General features: G+C 38.5%; 22 protein-coding genes. 11 read left to right on the forward strand and 11 right to left on the reverse strand.

Features of this window, described 5'->3' with window-relative positions; genetic code table 11:
- The first annotated feature begins 1 nt into the window (after position 1).
- The 8 genes from KI343_RS00250 (at position 2) to KI343_RS00280 (ending at position 5052) form a co-directional block, all read left to right on the forward strand.
- The gene (locus KI343_RS00250; RefSeq protein ID WP_212924423.1) at positions 2 to 1075 is read left to right on the forward strand and encodes a LolA family protein; all 1074 of its coding nucleotides are present in this window, start codon (positions 2 to 4) and stop codon (positions 1073 to 1075) included.
- Positions 1076 to 1182: 107 nt separating this feature from the next.
- Positions 1183 to 1350, forward strand: coding sequence for a hypothetical protein (locus KI343_RS00255; RefSeq protein WP_212924424.1), 168 nt, complete (start codon positions 1183 to 1185; stop codon positions 1348 to 1350).
- Positions 1351 to 1458: 108 nt separating this feature from the next.
- The gene (locus KI343_RS00260) at positions 1459 to 1650 is read left to right on the forward strand and encodes a hypothetical protein (RefSeq protein WP_212924425.1); all 192 of its coding nucleotides are present in this window, start codon (positions 1459 to 1461) and stop codon (positions 1648 to 1650) included.
- A gap of 131 nt (positions 1651 to 1781) precedes the next feature.
- Positions 1782 to 1988 carry a hypothetical protein gene (locus KI343_RS00265; protein WP_212924426.1) on the forward strand — a complete coding sequence of 69 codons (207 nt, stop codon included), beginning with the start codon at positions 1782 to 1784 and terminating at the stop codon, positions 1986 to 1988.
- 124 nt (positions 1989 to 2112) lie between these two features.
- Complete coding sequence (locus KI343_RS00270) at positions 2113 to 2523, forward strand: hypothetical protein (RefSeq protein ID WP_212924427.1); 411 nt, start codon at positions 2113 to 2115, stop codon at positions 2521 to 2523.
- A gap of 154 nt (positions 2524 to 2677) precedes the next feature.
- Positions 2678 to 2800: a hypothetical protein gene (locus KI343_RS20290; RefSeq protein ID WP_280530099.1), complete on the forward strand. Its 123-nt coding sequence runs from the start codon at positions 2678 to 2680 to the stop codon at positions 2798 to 2800.
- A gap of 621 nt (positions 2801 to 3421) precedes the next feature.
- Positions 3422 to 3976, forward strand: coding sequence for a DUF7010 family protein (locus KI343_RS00275; protein ID WP_212924428.1), 555 nt, complete (start codon positions 3422 to 3424; stop codon positions 3974 to 3976).
- A 407-nt stretch (positions 3977 to 4383) separates the two neighbouring features.
- Entirely contained in the window at positions 4384 to 5052 is a 669-nt protein-coding gene (locus KI343_RS00280) for a ribonuclease H family protein (protein ID WP_212924429.1), read from the forward strand.
- Positions 5053 to 5280: 228 nt separating this feature from the next.
- On the opposite strand, the gene KI343_RS20435 is transcribed toward KI343_RS00280, so the two are convergent.
- Positions 5281 to 6000 carry an MFS transporter gene (locus KI343_RS20435; RefSeq protein WP_306432527.1) on the reverse strand — a complete coding sequence of 240 codons (720 nt, stop codon included), beginning with the start codon at positions 5998 to 6000 and terminating at the stop codon, positions 5281 to 5283.
- Positions 5997 to 6617: an MFS transporter gene (locus KI343_RS20440; protein WP_306432528.1), complete on the reverse strand. Its 621-nt coding sequence runs from the start codon at positions 6615 to 6617 to the stop codon at positions 5997 to 5999. The genes KI343_RS20435 and KI343_RS20440 overlap by 4 nt, the downstream gene beginning before the upstream one ends.
- Positions 6618 to 6836: 219 nt before the next feature.
- On the opposite strand from KI343_RS20440, the gene KI343_RS00290 reads away from it, so the two are divergent.
- On the forward strand, positions 6837 to 7376 hold the full coding sequence (locus KI343_RS00290) for a GNAT family N-acetyltransferase (protein ID WP_244856627.1): 540 nt from the start codon (positions 6837 to 6839) through the stop codon (positions 7374 to 7376).
- Positions 7377 to 7469: 93 nt separating this feature from the next.
- Here the strand turns inward: KI343_RS00290 and ymzB are convergent, their stop codons facing one another.
- Positions 7470 to 7820: a protein YmzB gene (gene ymzB / locus KI343_RS00295; protein ID WP_212924430.1), complete on the reverse strand. Its 351-nt coding sequence runs from the start codon at positions 7818 to 7820 to the stop codon at positions 7470 to 7472.
- Positions 7821 to 7932: 112 nt separating this feature from the next.
- A complete protein-coding gene (locus KI343_RS00300; protein ID WP_212924431.1) occupies positions 7933 to 8103 on the reverse strand; it encodes a YfhD family protein in 171 nt (56 codons plus the stop codon).
- Positions 8104 to 8367: 264 nt separating this feature from the next.
- Here KI343_RS00300 and KI343_RS00305 point away from each other — a divergent pair, with 264 nt between their 5' ends.
- Complete coding sequence (locus KI343_RS00305; RefSeq protein ID WP_212924432.1) at positions 8368 to 8565, forward strand: hypothetical protein; 198 nt, start codon at positions 8368 to 8370, stop codon at positions 8563 to 8565.
- A 135-nt stretch (positions 8566 to 8700) separates the two neighbouring features.
- On the opposite strand, the gene KI343_RS00310 is transcribed toward KI343_RS00305, so the two are convergent.
- Together KI343_RS00310 and KI343_RS00315 are read right to left on the reverse strand one after the other, a co-directional pair.
- Entirely contained in the window at positions 8701 to 10047 is a 1347-nt protein-coding gene (locus tag KI343_RS00310) for an MFS transporter (RefSeq protein ID WP_212924433.1), read from the reverse strand.
- A 408-nt stretch (positions 10048 to 10455) separates the two neighbouring features.
- Positions 10456 to 10893: a hypothetical protein gene (locus KI343_RS00315; protein ID WP_212924434.1), complete on the reverse strand. Its 438-nt coding sequence runs from the start codon at positions 10891 to 10893 to the stop codon at positions 10456 to 10458.
- 199 nt (positions 10894 to 11092) lie between these two features.
- Between KI343_RS00315 and KI343_RS00320 the strand changes: the two genes are divergently transcribed.
- The gene (locus tag KI343_RS00320) at positions 11093 to 12184 is read left to right on the forward strand and encodes a glycosyltransferase (protein WP_212924435.1); all 1092 of its coding nucleotides are present in this window, start codon (positions 11093 to 11095) and stop codon (positions 12182 to 12184) included.
- 177 nt (positions 12185 to 12361) lie between these two features.
- Here KI343_RS00320 and KI343_RS00325 read toward each other — a convergent pair whose 3' ends face one another.
- From KI343_RS00325 to KI343_RS00345, 5 genes are all read right to left on the reverse strand, one after another.
- A complete protein-coding gene (locus KI343_RS00325) occupies positions 12362 to 13396 on the reverse strand; it encodes a glycosyltransferase (RefSeq protein WP_244856628.1) in 1035 nt (344 codons plus the stop codon).
- 44 nt (positions 13397 to 13440) lie between these two features.
- Entirely contained in the window at positions 13441 to 13920 is a 480-nt protein-coding gene (locus KI343_RS00330) for a hypothetical protein (protein ID WP_212924436.1), read from the reverse strand.
- Positions 13921 to 13935: 15 nt separating this feature from the next.
- Entirely contained in the window at positions 13936 to 14367 is a 432-nt protein-coding gene (locus KI343_RS00335) for an alpha-helical endospore appendage domain-containing protein (protein WP_212924437.1), read from the reverse strand.
- Positions 14368 to 14420: 53 nt separating this feature from the next.
- Positions 14421 to 14720 carry an alpha-helical endospore appendage domain-containing protein gene (locus tag KI343_RS00340; protein ID WP_212924438.1) on the reverse strand — a complete coding sequence of 100 codons (300 nt, stop codon included), beginning with the start codon at positions 14718 to 14720 and terminating at the stop codon, positions 14421 to 14423.
- Between the two features lie 150 nt (positions 14721 to 14870).
- The gene (locus tag KI343_RS00345) at positions 14871 to 16553 is read right to left on the reverse strand and encodes an alpha-helical endospore appendage domain-containing protein (RefSeq protein ID WP_212924439.1); all 1683 of its coding nucleotides are present in this window, start codon (positions 16551 to 16553) and stop codon (positions 14871 to 14873) included.
- Positions 16554 to 16879 lie beyond the last annotated feature (326 nt).

Below are 16879 nucleotides of genomic sequence, written 5' to 3' on the forward strand. Positions count from 1 at the left end.
TATGTTTCAGTTTAGATGGAAAGCAAGTTTTATGGCAATCAGTATCTTTATTTTAATATTAGGAGGGTGCTCACAAAATATGGAGGTATCCGCTGAAGAAATCATTCATAATGCGATTGAATCGGAGAAGGAAGTTAGTGAGTATTATGGTAAATCCGAAATGAAAATGTTTGATGGAGAAGAAATGATAGAAGAAAGCATTATGGAAGAATTTGTTTCTGGTAATGATAGAAAAATTGTTACGTATGGACAATCGCAAGGTACGGAGGAAGAAATAGAATTGCTAAATAACGGTGAAAAAATGGTGATGTATAATAAAAGTAATAAAACAGCACAGGAAATGGATACAACAGCGTTTGCAGATTATCAATTTACTCCGAAAGAATTTTTTCAGAGAATGTTGGCTGGGATGAGAGACTCTCATGATTATGAAGTAATAGGGGAAGAAGAGATGCTGGATAGAGATACATTCCATATTAAGCTAGAGGCAAAAGAAGCGGATAGTTTAATGGGAGACATGGAGCTGTGGGTGGATAAGGAGACGTGGATGGTTTTAAAAACAATCTCAGAAACAGGCGACTCTAAAATGGAATCAACCTATACAGAGCTTGATCTTTCCCCGGATTTTGCGGAAGATACATTTACTCTGGATATTCCGGATGATGTAGAAATTACAAATATGGAAGATATTGGTTCAACTGAATCTATATCTGCAGAAGAAGCAGAAGAAGAACTTGGTAAAGCTTTCTATATGTTTCCTGAAGAAGCGTATACTTTGAATGATATTGAAATCAATAATGTAGAGACAGTGGATAGAAAGGAATTAAATTTAACCTATATTTCAAATGATGATATACCAATGTTTTTTTTATCGATTTTTGAAGCTCCGGAAGATATGGAAATAGAAGCGTCTAATGTTCAAATTAGAGGGAACGTTACGCAATATGAAGAATCCATTAACGCTTATTATTGGGATGAAGATGGTTTGCGTTATGTCTTAATGATTACTAATCCAGATATAGAAGAGGAGATTCTAGAGTTGACTGAAGATATGATGTTGAGTTCAGAACTGTAGCAGATAGCAACTTAGTTCAGCATACAAAAGGCTAAATACCATCCAATTCCGGTAAAAAGAACAAAGGGTAGTATTTAGCCTTTTACCATATCAGGAGGCGAAAAGATATGAATGTAGCTGCAAAAGAAATAATGCGCAAGGCGGTTGAAGCAGGAAAGGGAATGGATTATTATACGTTATCCGAATCAAAAGTATATCAAGGAAAAGAATTAATGGAGCACAGTATCTTAGAGAATACGTTGCAAATGGCAAAAGAAAAACAATTAATCAGTTAGCTGTAGAAGATAAAAGAACGGAAGCTTTAAACAATGGTGGATTTTTTGAAGAAAGTATGGAGCAGAGTTCGGAGATAAATAGAATCCTATAACAAGAGGTGATTCATCATGAAAAAAGTAAAGATACATCCGCTTATTATTGTCGCCTTATTCATCAATACATTGGCAAATGGATTATCAGCTTACCGCCATTATGATGATAATAGGTCGGGTGCTATTTTTTTCATAGTATTATGTTTTTTTACATTAACTTTGGCTGTTTATGGTATTTTTCGTAATCGGAAAATAAATGAAGGGTAAGGAGGTATCGAAATTGTTCACAGAAGATACATTAATAGGGATTGGGGTAAAGGAGAAAATCAGACAGGAACTTTTGTTTATATACGTTGAACTAGAAAAATAGCTATTAAAAAAAGAAGGAGACAAATGCAATGGCGGAAATTATTTCAAATAAAACATTTAAAGTTTTAAACACGATAGCAGATGTGATTTTCGTACTAAGCATAACAGGACTTATTTTTTACAGTATAACAATGGGCGAAACGATACAATGGGAACTTGTTTTAGGTATTGTTTTATTAAGTGTTAGCTATTTGTGCTTTTTCAAAAAGCCGGACTTCGATAATAACAAGAACTGAAGTAAAAATACCTCTGGGTCCATGGATGATAAATGGAGGCGAGGCAAGATTTAATTTGGCTGATTAGAGATAAAAGGGAAATATCAGTTCAAAAATTAAATACCATGGGTAAGGGGGATTTCTTATGGTAGAATTTGTTCAAGCAAATCAAGCACCGTTTATCATCATCTATTGTTGCATACTCATGTATATTAATATTTCGTATTTGCGTGAGTATAAACAGATCAAAGAAAGCCTACAAGATATATATCCAGAAGATATATTTATAAGGATAGAAAGTGTATCAGTGAATCTTTTTACTTTAATTTTTGCATTTCTTAGGAGCTGGCTTATCTATTTAATAGCTTTTAATCTAACTAGCAACATACTCATTGCTTGTCTTTTAGGAATATTTATCATCATGGATGTTTATCATGCCATGTTTAACTATACTGTAGAACAACTGGCAAAAACAAGGATTGTCTGGTTTCGGAGTATAGCTGATACTTTTTTCATTACAGTTTTTATGATTTATTACATGATGTATCTGATTTAACTTTATCGCATTCATGGTAACTAGCTAAAACAAAGCATGTAATTAAAAAAGCAAACCTATTATTATAAGGTAGTGCCCGGCGGTCGGCCGTTAAATTTTTGTGTGGGAACGGATATTCACGCTATTTTTTATTTAGAAAAGGAGTGATTCTGTTATGAAGAAAATTATATTCGAACAAATTGGTAATATCATACTTATTTTGTTCGCGACAGTGGCAATGATTCAAACCGTTCTGACTGCTATTGTAAATAAAAGGTCCAATCCTTTTTTCTTTTGATTTCAGTATTTTTTGGTTTTTATTTTTAGGCTGGTTTATTATTTTTCGCATGGCCCGATTTTGGTATGGGAAGAAAAAGAATAACGAAGGATATAGTACAAAAAAGGGGAATTTAGCACGCAAGATGAGCGAGAGGAGCTAATCACGACAAAGGCCAGTCTAATTACCTTTAAAATGCTCATTCCCTTATTGATTATTCTCCAAAGGATTAAATTATCTTTTTACCAAACATTATATAACATAGTATCCAGACATATCTGAGTTCTAATTGAACAGCTTTCCCAAGAGGAAAAAAGGTCATAATATCCTTTTATTACTTCCCTGTTTCTTCATTTCATGTCGTATAGTCAATTATTCGAGATGCATTGAGATTAAAATATTATCTGAATTTTCGCCTGGGACGAGGCTTTATGAAAATAATGCGTATCGCTATTCCTTTTTGGTAATATATTAAGGAGTTCATCCATAAAATCAACTGGAACACGATCCAGTTTTAATTCATGAATAATTCATCCTTTTGATTTATAGTAAGTTATTATTCTATAAGCCTTGATACAAAAAAGTTTCTAAGTGGTATAATTTCATTTATGAAAGTAATTGAAAAGTAGAGGAGGGAGGTTTTTGAAATTGAATGAAATAAGAAATGAATTATCGGTTAGAGCTAAAAATGGGATAGGATTTTTATTATCAGCCACTGTTATTTGGTCAATTATTACAATTATATTTTTATTGCCTGTGGACATACAGCAAAAAAACATATTCATGCTTATTTCCACAGGAATTATGTTTCCTTTATCTATTGGGATGTCTGCGGTGATCAAAGCAGATTGGCAGTTAAAAGGGAATCCACTTGGCAATTTGGGATTGATTTTTAATTTAGCTCAGCTTATCTATTTTCCAATTCTATTTTTTGGAATGATAACAACTCCAGAGAATGCGATTCTATTTTTTGCAATCATAACAGGAGCACACCTTTTCCCTTATGGCTGGTTCTATCATGCAACGTCTTATTATATTATGGCACCAGTAATTGCAATTGTTACTATGATTTTAGGACTTTATTTAGATGGAGAGCATCTATGGGCTATACCCTTATCAGTTGCTATTCTTTTACTGCTGTTGATTATCTTCCTTACAATAGATTATAGGAAGAAACAAAATAAGCCTGTTTTGTGATAATTAACTAGACACTGTATTCATAACAGATTTATTTTCATTCATTACCATTATCAATTATTTAGGAAATTCAAATAGAGATCCTGAATTATTCATACTTCCAATTTGAAGCCCAAATGCAAAAGATAAAGACTCGTTTTCAATTTTTAACCATAAAAATGCTGAAACAACACCTGCAGAAAATAAAAAGGATGCAACCAAGAAAAAAATTGTTTTTGGGTAGACTTCTCACGTGCCCTTTTAAAAGCGTTAATTTCCAGATAATTTCCTTTATTCGCACTTAATCTCAAGATGTGAAACGCCTGCTTCGGACTGTTGAATTATCCACTGTTACATGGGAATACTAATACTATTAAAAATAAGAAAAAATCTTTTCGTTTCCCAAAATATAAACCGGAGGCAAAACCATGAAAGTACGAATGGAATGCACATACCAAACACCGAAAGGGATTGTTGCAGATTTTACCTCAGAGGAAATGTGTGCGTCAAAAGCTTTAAAAATCGTTGAGGATATGGAGAAAACCGGACGTATAAAAGGCATTGTATTCATCGATTTTCAGGAGCATACGTGGAGTTTAAAAGAACTACGCAAGCAGATGGAAGAGATTCAAACAGAGCCGCATGATGTGAAAGTTTATTTTGATGGGGGATTCAATCCTGAATCAAGCAATTCCGGGTTGGGTTGTGCCATCTATTATAAACAAAATGATAAATTTTTCCGCATACGAAAAAATGCATTGGTGGAAGAGCTTCTTTCGAATAATGAAGCGGAATACGCTGCATTACACCTGGCACTGTCGGAAGTGGAGCAACTGGGTGTTCACCATCTGCCTGTTTCTTTTCATGGTGATTCCCAAGTTGTCGTGAATCAATTAAGGGGAGAATGGCCATGTTATGAAGAAGAATTGTCAAAATGGGCAGATCGAATTGAAAATAAAATCAATCAGTTAGGAATTTCCCCGGAGTACAAGCACATTTCGCGGAACAAAAATCGGGAAGCAGACCGGTTAGCTACCCAGGCACTAAATGGAATGGAAATAACAAGCAGAAAAGAAGTAGATTTCCCCCAGCTCTAGCTAATAATCGATACAAAGATTCTTGGCTGGTTCCTGATTATTGTAATGCACATTACCCTTAACCAGATTAGGGTCACGGCTTATAAAGAAAAGAACCACAGAAAAAGCAGGAAAGGAACTTCCTGCTTTTTCTGGAATTTACGGTTGGGTTACTTAGGACTGGTTAAGAGTATTCCGCTGATATTATTGTCCAAATAGTTGATATTGAACTGTCGGGAAAAGAAAAATTCATTGATTAGGTATTGTATCTTTCGGAAAAAACCACAGAATAATAAAGGTTAATGTACCAATTAAAAATAAGCCTAAGAATACCGTATGAAATGCATGAGTTAGCCCTTCCTGCATCAAAGCTAGTGTATCAGGGGAAAGTGTTTCTCTCATACCTTCATTTAAGACCGCATCTGTATTTGGTATATCCCCATCAATCGCTTGCCGCTGATAATATTGCTGCAGGCGCAAGTTCAGAATGCCGCCTAACAGAGCAGTACCAACCGCACTGCCAATAACACGCATAAACATATTTAAAGATGTAGCCGATCCTCTTGCTTGCCAAGATACATTACTTTGAATGGCAACGATAAATGTTGTAGAAGTCAGTCCCATACCTATTCCAACAATGAAAGAACTGAAACCGGCATAAATGGGTCCTTTTTCTGCATCAAGCAGGAAAAAGAGAAATGTGCCGGCAAATAATGCAATACCGCCAAGAAATGCTGTTTTTCTAAAGCCAATCCGGAGTACCAAATGTCCGGCAGCAGTAGATGCAATTGGCCAGCCGATGGATAAGGTGCTCAATGTAAAACCGGCTACAAGCGCCGACTCTCCCATGACTCCCTGTACATAGGTAGGAAGGGAGCTGCTTAAGCCTAAAATAATCATACCTGAGAGTAAGGTAGCGATATTGGCAACGACCATTAATTTGTTTTTCCATAAATATAAAGGCATCATTGGTACGGTGCATCTTTTCTCCTGCCAAATAAATAAGGAGATGCAAATGGCAAACAGTCCGAGCAGTCCGAGTGTTTCCGGTGACAGCCAAGCCCAATTTGTCCCCGCCTATTCATCCAGAATATCCAAGCCCAATCAGTGTATTGTACAATGATTCCTCCCAGAAGTGGACCGGCAACGGAGGAAATTCCCCAGACACTTGCTAAATACCCCTGCACTTTGGCACGTTCCTCTAAATTATACATATCTCCGACCATGGTTGTTACCATCGGATGGACAGCACCGGCACCTAACCCTTGAATAAACCGAAAGACAATAAGGGCAGTCATTGTTTCCGCTAATCCGCATAATAATGAACCAATCAAAAAGATAACGACACCGATAACAAAGATTGGTTTGCGGCCAAATAAGTCGGCGAGTTTGCCGTATATCATCGTGGTGACTGCCTGCATTAATAAAAAACTGGAAAAGACCCAGCTATACAACGTGAATCCGCCTAAATCGGACACGATGTTAGGCATCGCTGTAGCAATAATTGTTCCTTCAATAGCCGACATAAACATAGATAATACGAGGGAAATAAGTACGATAGGTCGTTTTGTTTGTTTATGTATCATTGGTTTTCCTTCCTTTACTTCAATAATCTGTTTCTATTGTTAACACTTCTGATAAGCGGAAGTTTTCTGGCTATCGGAAATTACTGCGAGTGAAAGCAATATCCTATTAATTAGTTTAATTGTAGCAGATGTCTTCTTATGTCGGAAACAGAACGCTAGTTTAATAGTCTGCTCTTATATAGTTCAAAGTGCTACAACCGCAAGAGAGGGATTGAATCGTTGCATGGTAAACTGCCGGAAGTGAAATTAAGAAAGTTAAACCTAGAGGATGCAGAAGATCGTTACAGATGGTGCTTAGATAAAGAGGTTACGCGATATTTAAATGCTCCAGATACCTATCCGCCATTCACTATGGAAGAGACAAAAAGTTGGATTCAAAAATGTATAGATAAATCAAACGGTTATGAACAAAAAGCTATTTTAACGGGGGAAGGACAGCATATTGGCTGGGTAGATTTAAAAAATATAGATACATTCAATCAACAGGCTGAACTGGGAATTACGATTGGGGAAAGAACTTTTTGGGGGAAAGGGTATGGGATGGCTGCTTTGATGGCTATGCTGCATTGGGGATTTCAAGAATTAAATCTCCATAAAATATGGTTAAGGGTAGATATCGATAACCAAAGGGCGATTACATCTTATAAAAGAACTGGTTTTGTTGAAGAAGGCATTCTGCGAGAAGATCGAAAAAGAGGTGATGGATTTGTTGACCGATTAAGAATGAGCATCCTTGGATCGGAATTTTTAAAGTTGTAATACATCTAAAGTGGTTGAGCGAGCCCTATGCATAACTTAGATTTTTCTTTTATTAAAAAAGTCAAAAGGGCTATTTACAGCCCTTTATAGTTTTTAAGCCAACTCAATCCTATAAACCCCACGATCAGTAGTAATAAAAAATTTCTCCCCATTAAATTCATATAGGGAATTATCTTGGAGAGGGATTTCATAATTGGATGATGGAAGCGGCTCGTTGCTCATTGTAGTGAATGTTTCAATTTGGCCGTCTCCGTGTAAAAGTAAGCTGTGTTTCGGTACATAATCATCGAGTCTGCGCGTGTTCTGGCCATAGGATATATTGCGCAGATTCATTACTGTTTGATCGACATCATCCATTTCATGTTTTGTAATCTTAATCGTTCTTCCGCTCCATTGTTGAATCAATGCATTAAACTCCTCAATTGATAAAAAACCAGGCTCCATAGAACTCCTCCTAAGTATAATTTTTCCTAATACCATGGAAATATGCGAATAAATAAAGGTAAGTCAACATGACGAAGCGATTCAATGGTTAAATTGAATCGCTTCGTACTGCTTATTTTTTGCGTGCTCGTTTATCGGCAGCTCGACTTCTTGCTTGAGCTACCCTATCATCCGCATCAGCAAACTCATCTGAAAATTCGACATCTATCCCATCTGATATCTGATTTTTAGGAGTTTGTGATAAATAATTATTTTTTCTCTTCTTATGCTCATCTCTACCCATCTGAATCACTCCTCTGCTTAAACAAGTTGTTTGGACAAGGCAGATTAAAATTCAAGCTCTTTAAGTGGCGGCAACCGTGGTTACCACAGACCACAAAAAAATGTGTGTAATGATGTACACATCTGTATTTTTGACAGATTTGCTATACTTATTCATATTTATTACTCGTACTTTTATACCGAGAAGAATTTTTTATATGATACATGTTTAGAAATACGAATAGGAAGGAAAAGAAGTAAAAAGAGACAGCGAGGTGAAATATGAATGGGTAATGAAAGTAAGCGTTCTGTAAAGGACGAAAATCCAAATGGGCATATAGAGAGAAGAACGAAGCTGGATGAACAGAAGGAACAAAAATTTGTAGATGATATCCCGATGGAAGATTTAAAAATAGAAGCGCGGGATGAGAAGAAAAAGACGAAAACGAAGGATGCTTCCCAAAGTGAAAGGAAGTATGAATAGGAAAAAAAGAGTGTAGAAGAGAAGGAAAGACCTTAAGCGCAGTGCTTAGGGTCTTCATAGACTTTTGACAAAATACATATTTAAAAGGTAAGCATGTATTCAAAGAACGCATCTGAATAAAATATAATATAGTGGTTATGCTATTTTCGGTTTCTTCACTGACACCACCTGGTCAAAGCTAGCATGTTTTTCTCGAACGGTGATAAAGGAAATAGCGCCAAGAAGGCTCGGTATTGCAAAGGCCATAAATGCATGCTGCGGGTCTAAATTAGATGTCAGTAACAAGGCAATGGCTACTGGTGCCATAATTCCTCCAATTCTTCCAACACCGACAGCTATACTTAATCCGGTCGTACGAATTTCCCTTGGATAAAATTCGGAAATATACGGGTTGACTAAATTTTGTGTTCCAACTGTACAAGCCCCCGTTAATGTAATGATAAAATATAATAACAGAGAATTTGTTGTGACACTTAATAAAACAAAACATAGAGCTCCGGTAAAAAACATAGCAATTAATACAAAACGATGCCCCAGTCGGCCGACCAATATGCCGCCGAATATGGATCCGGAAATTTGGCCGACTGCCAGCATGAGGTTAAAGGATAAGCTGGATGTAAGGCCGTGTCCTGAGTCAACCATTATTTGCGGGAGCCAGGTTGTTAATCCTGAAATAACCAGCATGGAGCAAGTGACGGCAATCCAAAATGCCAATGTACTGCTGGTTCTTTTATTTGAAAAGACCTTTTTAATGGGTGATTCTTTAGTGCCTTCTGTAAACGTGTCATATTCAAAGTTATCTGTGCCTTGATAGTTACCGTCAGGATCCACTTTATTAAGGATTTCTGCAATTTTATCGCCTTTTTTCCGTAATAGATAATAGGAAACAGATTCTGGAAATTGTTTTAGGAACCATGGCAAAGCCAAAAGGGGAATAATGCTAATCCAATATAACAATCTCCAGCCAAGCATCTCCATTAAAAACATTCCGATTAATGAAGCGATAATCGCCCCAATAGAATAGCCGCAATACATCGTAGCAATCGTTAATGCCCGCTTCTTCACAGGGGAATACTCTCCCATCATAGCTACCAGAATCGGCATTATTCCGCCCAGCCCTAAAGCAGCGATTACACGCATAACCATAAATAGTGTAGCGTTTTGCGTAAAGCCAGCTAAGAAGGTAAAAATACTAAATAGAGCTAAGCAAATAGCTATCGCCTTCTTTCGCCCGATAAGATCCGAAATCGAACCCAGTAGAAAAGTGCCAACCATAGTACTGACAAGGGTATAGCTGCTTATTGCTCCAGCCTCAACTCGGCTGATTCCAAAGTCTTCCATCATTAATGGCAGACCAATTCCGTAAATAGCAACGTCAAACCCATCAAAAGCAATGGCGAAAAAGCACCAAAGAAAAATAAGCAGATGAAATTTATTGAATTTACTGTTCCCTAAAACCTGTGTTGTTTGAACCGTCCGCATGTTAAAAAACTCCCTCTCTTTTTCGTAATGTAATGATTAAACAGAATGTTATCATGAAAAAGAGGTTATAAGGTAATTGTAAAAATGTATCGTTTGCTATAGGAATAAACTATATGCAAGGAGGGTTTCTTCTTAGCAACGGGATGTATCTGCTGTCCGGCTTTTGAGAGGAAATAAAACCTTGGATTTGTATCAGTAGAGGGAAGGGGCGGAGAGATATGCAGACTTCCTGAAGGACTGGCGATATCATTGAAATAAAGAATAAAAAAGAAAAGAATCTATTTTGAAAAAAGCTTTGTTCGAAAATGGATTCTTTTCCTGGGAGGTTGGATTAAAATTCCTCTATATTGAATAATCAATTGAAGCGGCCGCCGGTAGTTAAACTTTTAAGAAATTCAACCGATTTTATTACATTCGTACAATCACTGCTCCGCCGCCGCTTCCTTGAACGCATTTCGTATCTTCTTGGCTTTGCAATGATTGCAGCAACTGATTATTCTGTGCAATTAATTGATTAAGCTGATCCATTTGTTTCCTGAGATTAACCATCATGTGCATCATGTATTGCATATCTGAAGATGCACCATGATAAGAGCTGGCAGGGTATGCCGGATAGGTTTTGTATGGACTGCTTCCTGACCGTTGGCTGGTTGTAGACTGGGCAGGGAGTGTATATCCTGGTGACGTACCTGAACCATAATTGGCACCTTGAATGTGCGGTTCTGTACCTGTATTCTGCGCTTGGTTGCTGCTAAATGGACTTTGATATTCATCTTGTTGGATATTATCGCCCTGGTTTTGACGATAAGGATGCCAACCAGGCGAATATGGATTGTGAAAAGACATCCGTAAACCTCCTTTCATCCTACACCCAGTCTATTCGCCTTTTCTTTCCGTGTGTGCAACTATTCAAAAAAGATGGATGTCCTGCAGCATTCCGTAATCTGGCTGAGTACACTTATGATTTACGTCATGAGAGGTTCAATGTTTCCAATTGCTTTTTCGCATCATATATTACTATATCTTGTTTATTGGTGGTGTAGATATGGTAAAGATAAGTCTTTGTATGATTGTTAAAAATGAAGAGGAGGTGCTGCGGCAATGTTTGGATAGTGTAAATGCACTCTCTGATGAAATCATCATTGTCGATACAGGATCAACAGATAAAACGAAGCAAATCGCACGTGAGTATACGGATAAAGTCCTTGATTTCAAATGGATAGATGACTTTTCAGCTGCACGAAACTTTGCTTTTGAGCAAGCAACCTTACCGTATATATTGTGGCTGGATGCGGATGACGTTTTAAAAGAGGAAGACCAGAAAAAGTTTAAAAAGCTGAAAGAAGAGCTGGATGATTCGGTTGATGCTGTTTCCATGCTGTATCATATTGCCTTCGATGAATTTGGTCATCCAACCTTTAGCTATCGAAGAAATCGCTTGGTAAAACGTGATCGTAACTTTAAGTGGATAGGTCCTGTTCATGAGTATTTAGAGGTATATGGGAATATTATTTCATCAGATATTGCTGTGACACATCGTAAGGCCGATAAATCCGGTACCGTTACAGCGAATGATTGGAATTTGAAAATTTATGAAAAAAGATTGGAAAAAGGAGAAGAATTCAGTTCAAGAGATTTATTTTATTATGCAAATGAATTAAAAGATCACCGTTCTTATCAGAAAGCGGTTAGTTATTACCATGAGTTTTTAGCAACAAGAAAAGGTTGGGTGGAAGATGAGATTCGTGCGTGTATAAATATGGCAGAATGTTACCGAATGTTAGGGGATGCGGAAAAAGAGATTGAGGCACTTGCGCTGTCCATTGCCTATGATGTTCCACGGCCTGAAGTTTCCTGTCGAATAGGGGATTTATATAAGGAGAAGAATCTATTTCGAAAAGCAATTATTTGGTATCGGCTGGCAGCAGAAATTGAACTCGGAGACCACCAGGGATTTCAACAACGCAGCTATGCAACCTGGTACCCGCACTTGCAGCTCTGTGTTTGTTATTGGCAGATAGGAGAGAAAGATTTAGCTGCAGAACATCATCAAAAAGCAAAATTCTACCGACCATATGATAGCCAGGTGCAATACAATGAAAGATTCTTTAAAGAATATAAAGAAAATAACAGCTGAGATAATTTGTGAAAAAAGGAGGGGAAAATGAATTTGAAATAGACAGTTATAAAAACGGGAAAAAGGATTATTGGAATCCTTTTTCCAATTTAATAGGTTTTTAGCACAGTGCTCATAAGTATAAAGCTAGCATAGATGCGGATAGACGGCTGATGCAACCAGCCTATATAACATGTTTCAACTTCTCTCTCCATCGTCTGTTGCTTTTAATTTCTCTGAACAGATATTTTTATAGTGCATAGCTCGGAAACTTCCGACACCTTTAAGAATTAAATAGTCAGGGTGATGTTCGCCGAGCTCCAGGCATTTTTCAAAGCATGTTTTTGCGTTTTGGTAATCCGATTGGTGAAGGAGAATCAATCCTTTATAAAAATGTAAATCAACGTAATCCGGATAAAGAAGCAGCGCTTTCTCGATACCTGGCAGTGCCTGATTCATGCTGTTGGTCTGAATTAATATGTCGTATTTCAGCTTATAATGAACGGAAGGAGGTTTTTTCCCAATCAGTAAAAAATTAAAAATAGATTGATTGACATATTCAAGCGCCAGTTTATATTCTTTAAGGCGATAGTGCTCGCTGGCCAGATGATATTCAACCCAAGGACTGTGCATTTCCTTTTTTGCTTCCAATTTCAGTATCTTTTTATTGCGGATGGATTTATTTTTGGCTTTTGTTATTTCATCAATATAACCGTAATGAAGGATAGGCATATCGATTATATCTGTTGTCAGCTTCTCGGGCTCTCCATCTAATGTTTCGTGAATCCGGTTAATAAATTGAATACCTTGGTGGTTGCGGAATAAGCGGGGCTGGTGGTGGGTATAGGAGTCGTGATTTAGAGCATCTAAGTGTTCCCCTATAAAATTGGTTATTGGCAGAAACAGCAAATTAGCTTGCTTGTTTTTTAATATTTCCTTGTAGAATTCCGGATTCTGTATATCTAAACATTCATCTGCATCCAGCCATAATATCCATTCTCCCGTTGCTTTAGCTAACCCTTCATTTCTTGCATTTGCAAAATGTTGATCCCATGGATAATGAAAAATTTTTGAATGGAATTTCTTTGCAATGTCGATGGTGTTATCAGTAGAACCTGTATCGACTATAATAATTTCTTCTGCAAAATCCTGTACGCTGGATAAACATTTTTCAAGGAAGGCTCCTTCATTTTTGACAATCATACATAGTGTAATCATTGGTATTGTTTTCACTTCATTTTCCTCCTGGTCTGGGAAGTTGATTTTATAAAAATGCTTTACTTATTTGGCGGGATAGATAGCCAAGGACGAAGGGGCGGAGTATCCCTAATAATGGTAACTTTGGGATAATAGCTTGACAGCAGATATAAAGTATCTAGACATCGTCTTTTATGTGATTCGAAAGAAAATGGGTGCTGTTGGAGTTGTACTTTAAGGTCAAGAATCTGCTTCCGGATTTTATTTTTCATGTATTCTTGGGAATCATCAGGTGCATCAATAGTACTGGCATAATAAGAAATATTTTCAAACGAGTCTGTTTGTTGAAAAAAATGGTAATGTATTTTTTCAAGTAAGGAGAGGGAAAAAAGCAGCTTTCTTTCAAATTTTTCTTTTTCTGAATCGGATATTTTCCTCCTGTTTTCATAGAACAAATAATAATAATCTGTGAGGAAAGACAAGAAAATGTGTGTGAAAGCGTTATAATTCAATTCGCATACATGTAATTTCTCTTCTATGGCTGAATCACTGCACATCATTTTCTCCTTCCCCCTTTATTCATCGGAGCATGGTTTGTGTTCGCGGCATTTTTTACAATGACAATCTGATGAAGAATGGTAACCCATTTCTTCATAGAAATTATTACTGCACCCCCGCTCTTTGGATTTTGACTTTTTATCATTACACTTACAATTACGTTCGCATGACTCATCTAAAGCAGCGACATCTTCCAGTTTAAATTGAAGGAGCATCTGTGATTTAACAATTGTCCGTAACGTTTTATTGATGCTGTCGTTCATTTTAAGATAATCATTTAAGCAGTGGTGTGGATTTTTTAGGAACGCCTGAAGCTTTTCTCCTTCTGCATTTAAAATATGAGACAATCCTATTTCTTCTAAAGCAATGGAAGACAATAGTAAATCTATTGTTTCACAATGTTTTAGTGAGATAACAGGAGTGATATTTGGGATATTTGGCATTGACATAATATTTCCTCCCAGTATTTTGCAAGTAAGTCTAAATGAAAGTATTTTATCTTTTAATCAATTATTTCCGTTATATTTTTAAGTTTTGTATGCAGTATTATTTCTTTTTTTATTATCATTTCCAACGTAGATTGGACACTTTCATTTATATCAAGTAAGTCATTTAATTCTGGAAACGTTTCAGGAGAATCTATCAAAGTACCTAATGTATATTGGATTTTTTCTCCTTCTGCGTTAATGATATGAGCCAAACCAAGGTCTTCAAAAGCAATCGAAGCTAATAATAAATTAATGACATCCGCTCGATTGATAGTGATTTCTGGTGTGATATTTGGGATATTTGATTGTGACAAATCGCTTCCCCCTTATTTGGTAGACATATAACTACTGCCGTACCATTATCGTATGGCTAACCTCGTTATGCCGTTCCATAATTGGGTGACTGTCTAATAATAAAGAAGAAAAAAGCTGGAGGTGTACAAAAACACTCCAGCCTAAAGAAATTATAAAATTTGGTGAACAGACCAGACAATACCTGTTCCGCCGCCACCGAGGTTTAATCCGATTGTTAACCCATTTGCTACATAGAATAACCCAATCTGGTCACCTGCATTTAATTCGACTTCCCCTGATAAGGTTACCGTTCCGTTACCTAAGACTGCTCTTAGAGTAAGAAGTAAGGCAACGTTAACGTTCAGAACAGGAAATAATCCGGAAATTAAATTTGTAGGTGCCGGTGTAATACGCTGAATAGAGAGTGATGGGTTTACGCCTGCTCCCAGACTGGCTGTCAACGCGGCGGTTGTTTGATAATTTAGTGTTGCCGTGATGGCATAACGGCCGGTTACAGTTGCTGTGAAAATACCGGTAGTTGGATTAAAGTTAGGATTACTATAATAAGGCGCTGTTGTGGTCCAGGGCCCAGCTATTTGTTGAGAACTTGATACAGTCAATGCTGGTCTCAATGCAGAGAAGCCGTTCCCGGCCACATTTGGTCCAGTTGGCCCCGTAGGTCCGGTAGCACCAGCAGGCCCCGCAACGCCGGTAGGCCCTGTAGCGCCAGCCGGTCCTGCAACGCCGGTAGGCCCGATAGGTCCAGTAGCACCAGTCGATCCAGGAAGTCCGTCAGCGCCGGTAGGCCCGGTAGGTCCCGTAGCACCAGTAGCACCAGTAGCGCCAGCCGGCCCCGCAACGCCGGTAGGCCCAATAGGTCCAGTAGCACCAGTCGATCCAGGAAGTCCGTCAGCGCCGTTAGGTCCGGTAGGCCCCGTAGCGCCAGCCGGCCCCGCAACGCCGGTAGGCCCGATAGGTCCAGTAGCACCAGTCGGTCCAGGAAGTCCGTCAGCGCCAGTAGGTCCGGTAGCACCAGTCGGTCCCGCAACGCCGGTAGGCCCAATAGGTCCAGTAGCACCAGTCGGTCCAGGAAGTCCGTCAGCGCCGTTAGGTCCTGTAGGTCCGGTAGCACCAGTCGGTCCAGGAAGTCCGTCAGCGCCAGTAGGTCCCGTAGGTCCGGTAGCACCAGTCGATCCAGGAAGTCCGTCAGCGCCGGTAGGTCCCGTAGCACCAGCCGGCCCCGCAACGCCGGTAGGCCCGATAGGTCCGTCAGCGCCGGTAGGTCCCGTAGGCCCAGTAGCGCCAGCAGGCCCCGCAACGCCGGTAGGCCCGATAGGTCCGGTAGCACCAGTCGGTCCAGGAAGTCCGTCAGCGCCGGTAGGCCCAATAGGTCCAGTAGCACCAGTCGGTCCAGGAAGTCCGTCAGCGCCGGTAGGTCCCGTAGGCCCAGTAGCGCCAGCAGGCCCCGCAACGCCAGTAGGCCCAATAGGTCCCGTAGCACCAGTAGCGCCGGTAGGTCCTGTAGGCCCAGTAGGTCCCGTAGTTCCAGTTCCTCCATCAGGAATAATACTAGTTACTTGTTTCAACTTATTATCTAGCAATAATTCTTTTTTCATAGCGGCAGCCAGCATATCCTGAACGGCTTCGTTTACTTCAAGTATTTCTGGGAGTGTTGCTGGTGTAGTGAGTCCCGGGATGGTTCCTAATGCATACTGGATCTTTTCACCCTCCGCATTGAGTATATGAGAAAGCCCTAATTCTTCCATCGCGATGGAGGCTAATAGCAGATTGATTGCATCATCTCTTGTTAAAGATATATTGGGCGTGAAGTTTGGGAGATTTGGTTGGGACATTGTGATTCTCCTTTCTTTTAAAATAAATATACGAAAACAAAAACATTATTTGTAAGATTAAAAATCCACTAATACTGTATGCTATTCAATATATTCTTTATTAGGGAACCGGTATGGACGTTTTACTATGATTTCTGTATTCAACAAAAATGGGTAGAAATTTTTAATTGGTTAGGAAATTATAAAATTGTTTGCGTGTGGGGAACTATTTATAGAAAAAATATCTACGTCCAGCTCCAAGCGCCAATTTTAGTGCCAACTCATGAGTGCCCTAAGCTAAAGAAGAAGACTTGGAATTGGCAAGCTTAGATTTTTAAATGAGAATA

Source organism: Oceanobacillus sp. J11TS1 (genome assembly GCF_018333215.1).
GTDB lineage: Bacteria > Bacillota > Bacilli > Bacillales > Amphibacillaceae > Oceanobacillus.

Excerpts from the sequence above, each read along its gene's own strand:
- KI343_RS20440 (WP_306432528.1), bottom strand. The coding sequence starts at position 6,617 with ATGATACATAAACAAACAAAACGACCTATCGTACTTATTTCCCTCGTA.
- KI343_RS00330 (WP_212924436.1), bottom strand. The coding sequence starts at position 13,920 with ATGATGTGCAGTGATTCAGCCATAGAAGAGAAATTACATGTATGCGAA.
- KI343_RS00315 (WP_212924434.1), bottom strand. The coding sequence starts at position 10,893 with ATGTCTTTTCACAATCCATATTCGCCTGGTTGGCATCCTTATCGTCAA.
- KI343_RS00345 (WP_212924439.1), bottom strand. The coding sequence starts at position 16,553 with ATGTCCCAACCAAATCTCCCAAACTTCACGCCCAATATATCTTTAACA.
- KI343_RS20290 (WP_280530099.1), top strand. The coding sequence starts at position 2,678 with ATGAAGAAAATTATATTCGAACAAATTGGTAATATCATACTTATTTTG.
- KI343_RS00260 (WP_212924425.1), top strand. The coding sequence starts at position 1,459 with ATGAAAAAAGTAAAGATACATCCGCTTATTATTGTCGCCTTATTCATC.
- KI343_RS00270 (WP_212924427.1), top strand. The coding sequence starts at position 2,113 with ATGGTAGAATTTGTTCAAGCAAATCAAGCACCGTTTATCATCATCTAT.
- KI343_RS00250 (WP_212924423.1), top strand. The coding sequence starts at position 2 with ATGTTTCAGTTTAGATGGAAAGCAAGTTTTATGGCAATCAGTATCTTT.
- KI343_RS00280 (WP_212924429.1), top strand. The coding sequence starts at position 4,384 with ATGAAAGTACGAATGGAATGCACATACCAAACACCGAAAGGGATTGTT.
- ymzB (WP_212924430.1), bottom strand. The coding sequence starts at position 7,820 with ATGGAGCCTGGTTTTTTATCAATTGAGGAGTTTAATGCATTGATTCAA.
- KI343_RS00265 (WP_212924426.1), top strand. The coding sequence starts at position 1,782 with ATGGCGGAAATTATTTCAAATAAAACATTTAAAGTTTTAAACACGATA.
- KI343_RS20435 (WP_306432527.1), bottom strand. The coding sequence starts at position 6,000 with ATGATGCCTTTATATTTATGGAAAAACAAATTAATGGTCGTTGCCAAT.
- KI343_RS00300 (WP_212924431.1), bottom strand. The coding sequence starts at position 8,103 with ATGGGTAGAGATGAGCATAAGAAGAGAAAAAATAATTATTTATCACAA.
- KI343_RS00305 (WP_212924432.1), top strand. The coding sequence starts at position 8,368 with ATGGGTAATGAAAGTAAGCGTTCTGTAAAGGACGAAAATCCAAATGGG.
- KI343_RS00310 (WP_212924433.1), bottom strand. The coding sequence starts at position 10,047 with ATGCGGACGGTTCAAACAACACAGGTTTTAGGGAACAGTAAATTCAAT.
- KI343_RS00255 (WP_212924424.1), top strand. The coding sequence starts at position 1,183 with ATGAATGTAGCTGCAAAAGAAATAATGCGCAAGGCGGTTGAAGCAGGA.
- KI343_RS00320 (WP_212924435.1), top strand. The coding sequence starts at position 11,093 with ATGGTAAAGATAAGTCTTTGTATGATTGTTAAAAATGAAGAGGAGGTG.
- KI343_RS00335 (WP_212924437.1), bottom strand. The coding sequence starts at position 14,367 with ATGTCAATGCCAAATATCCCAAATATCACTCCTGTTATCTCACTAAAA.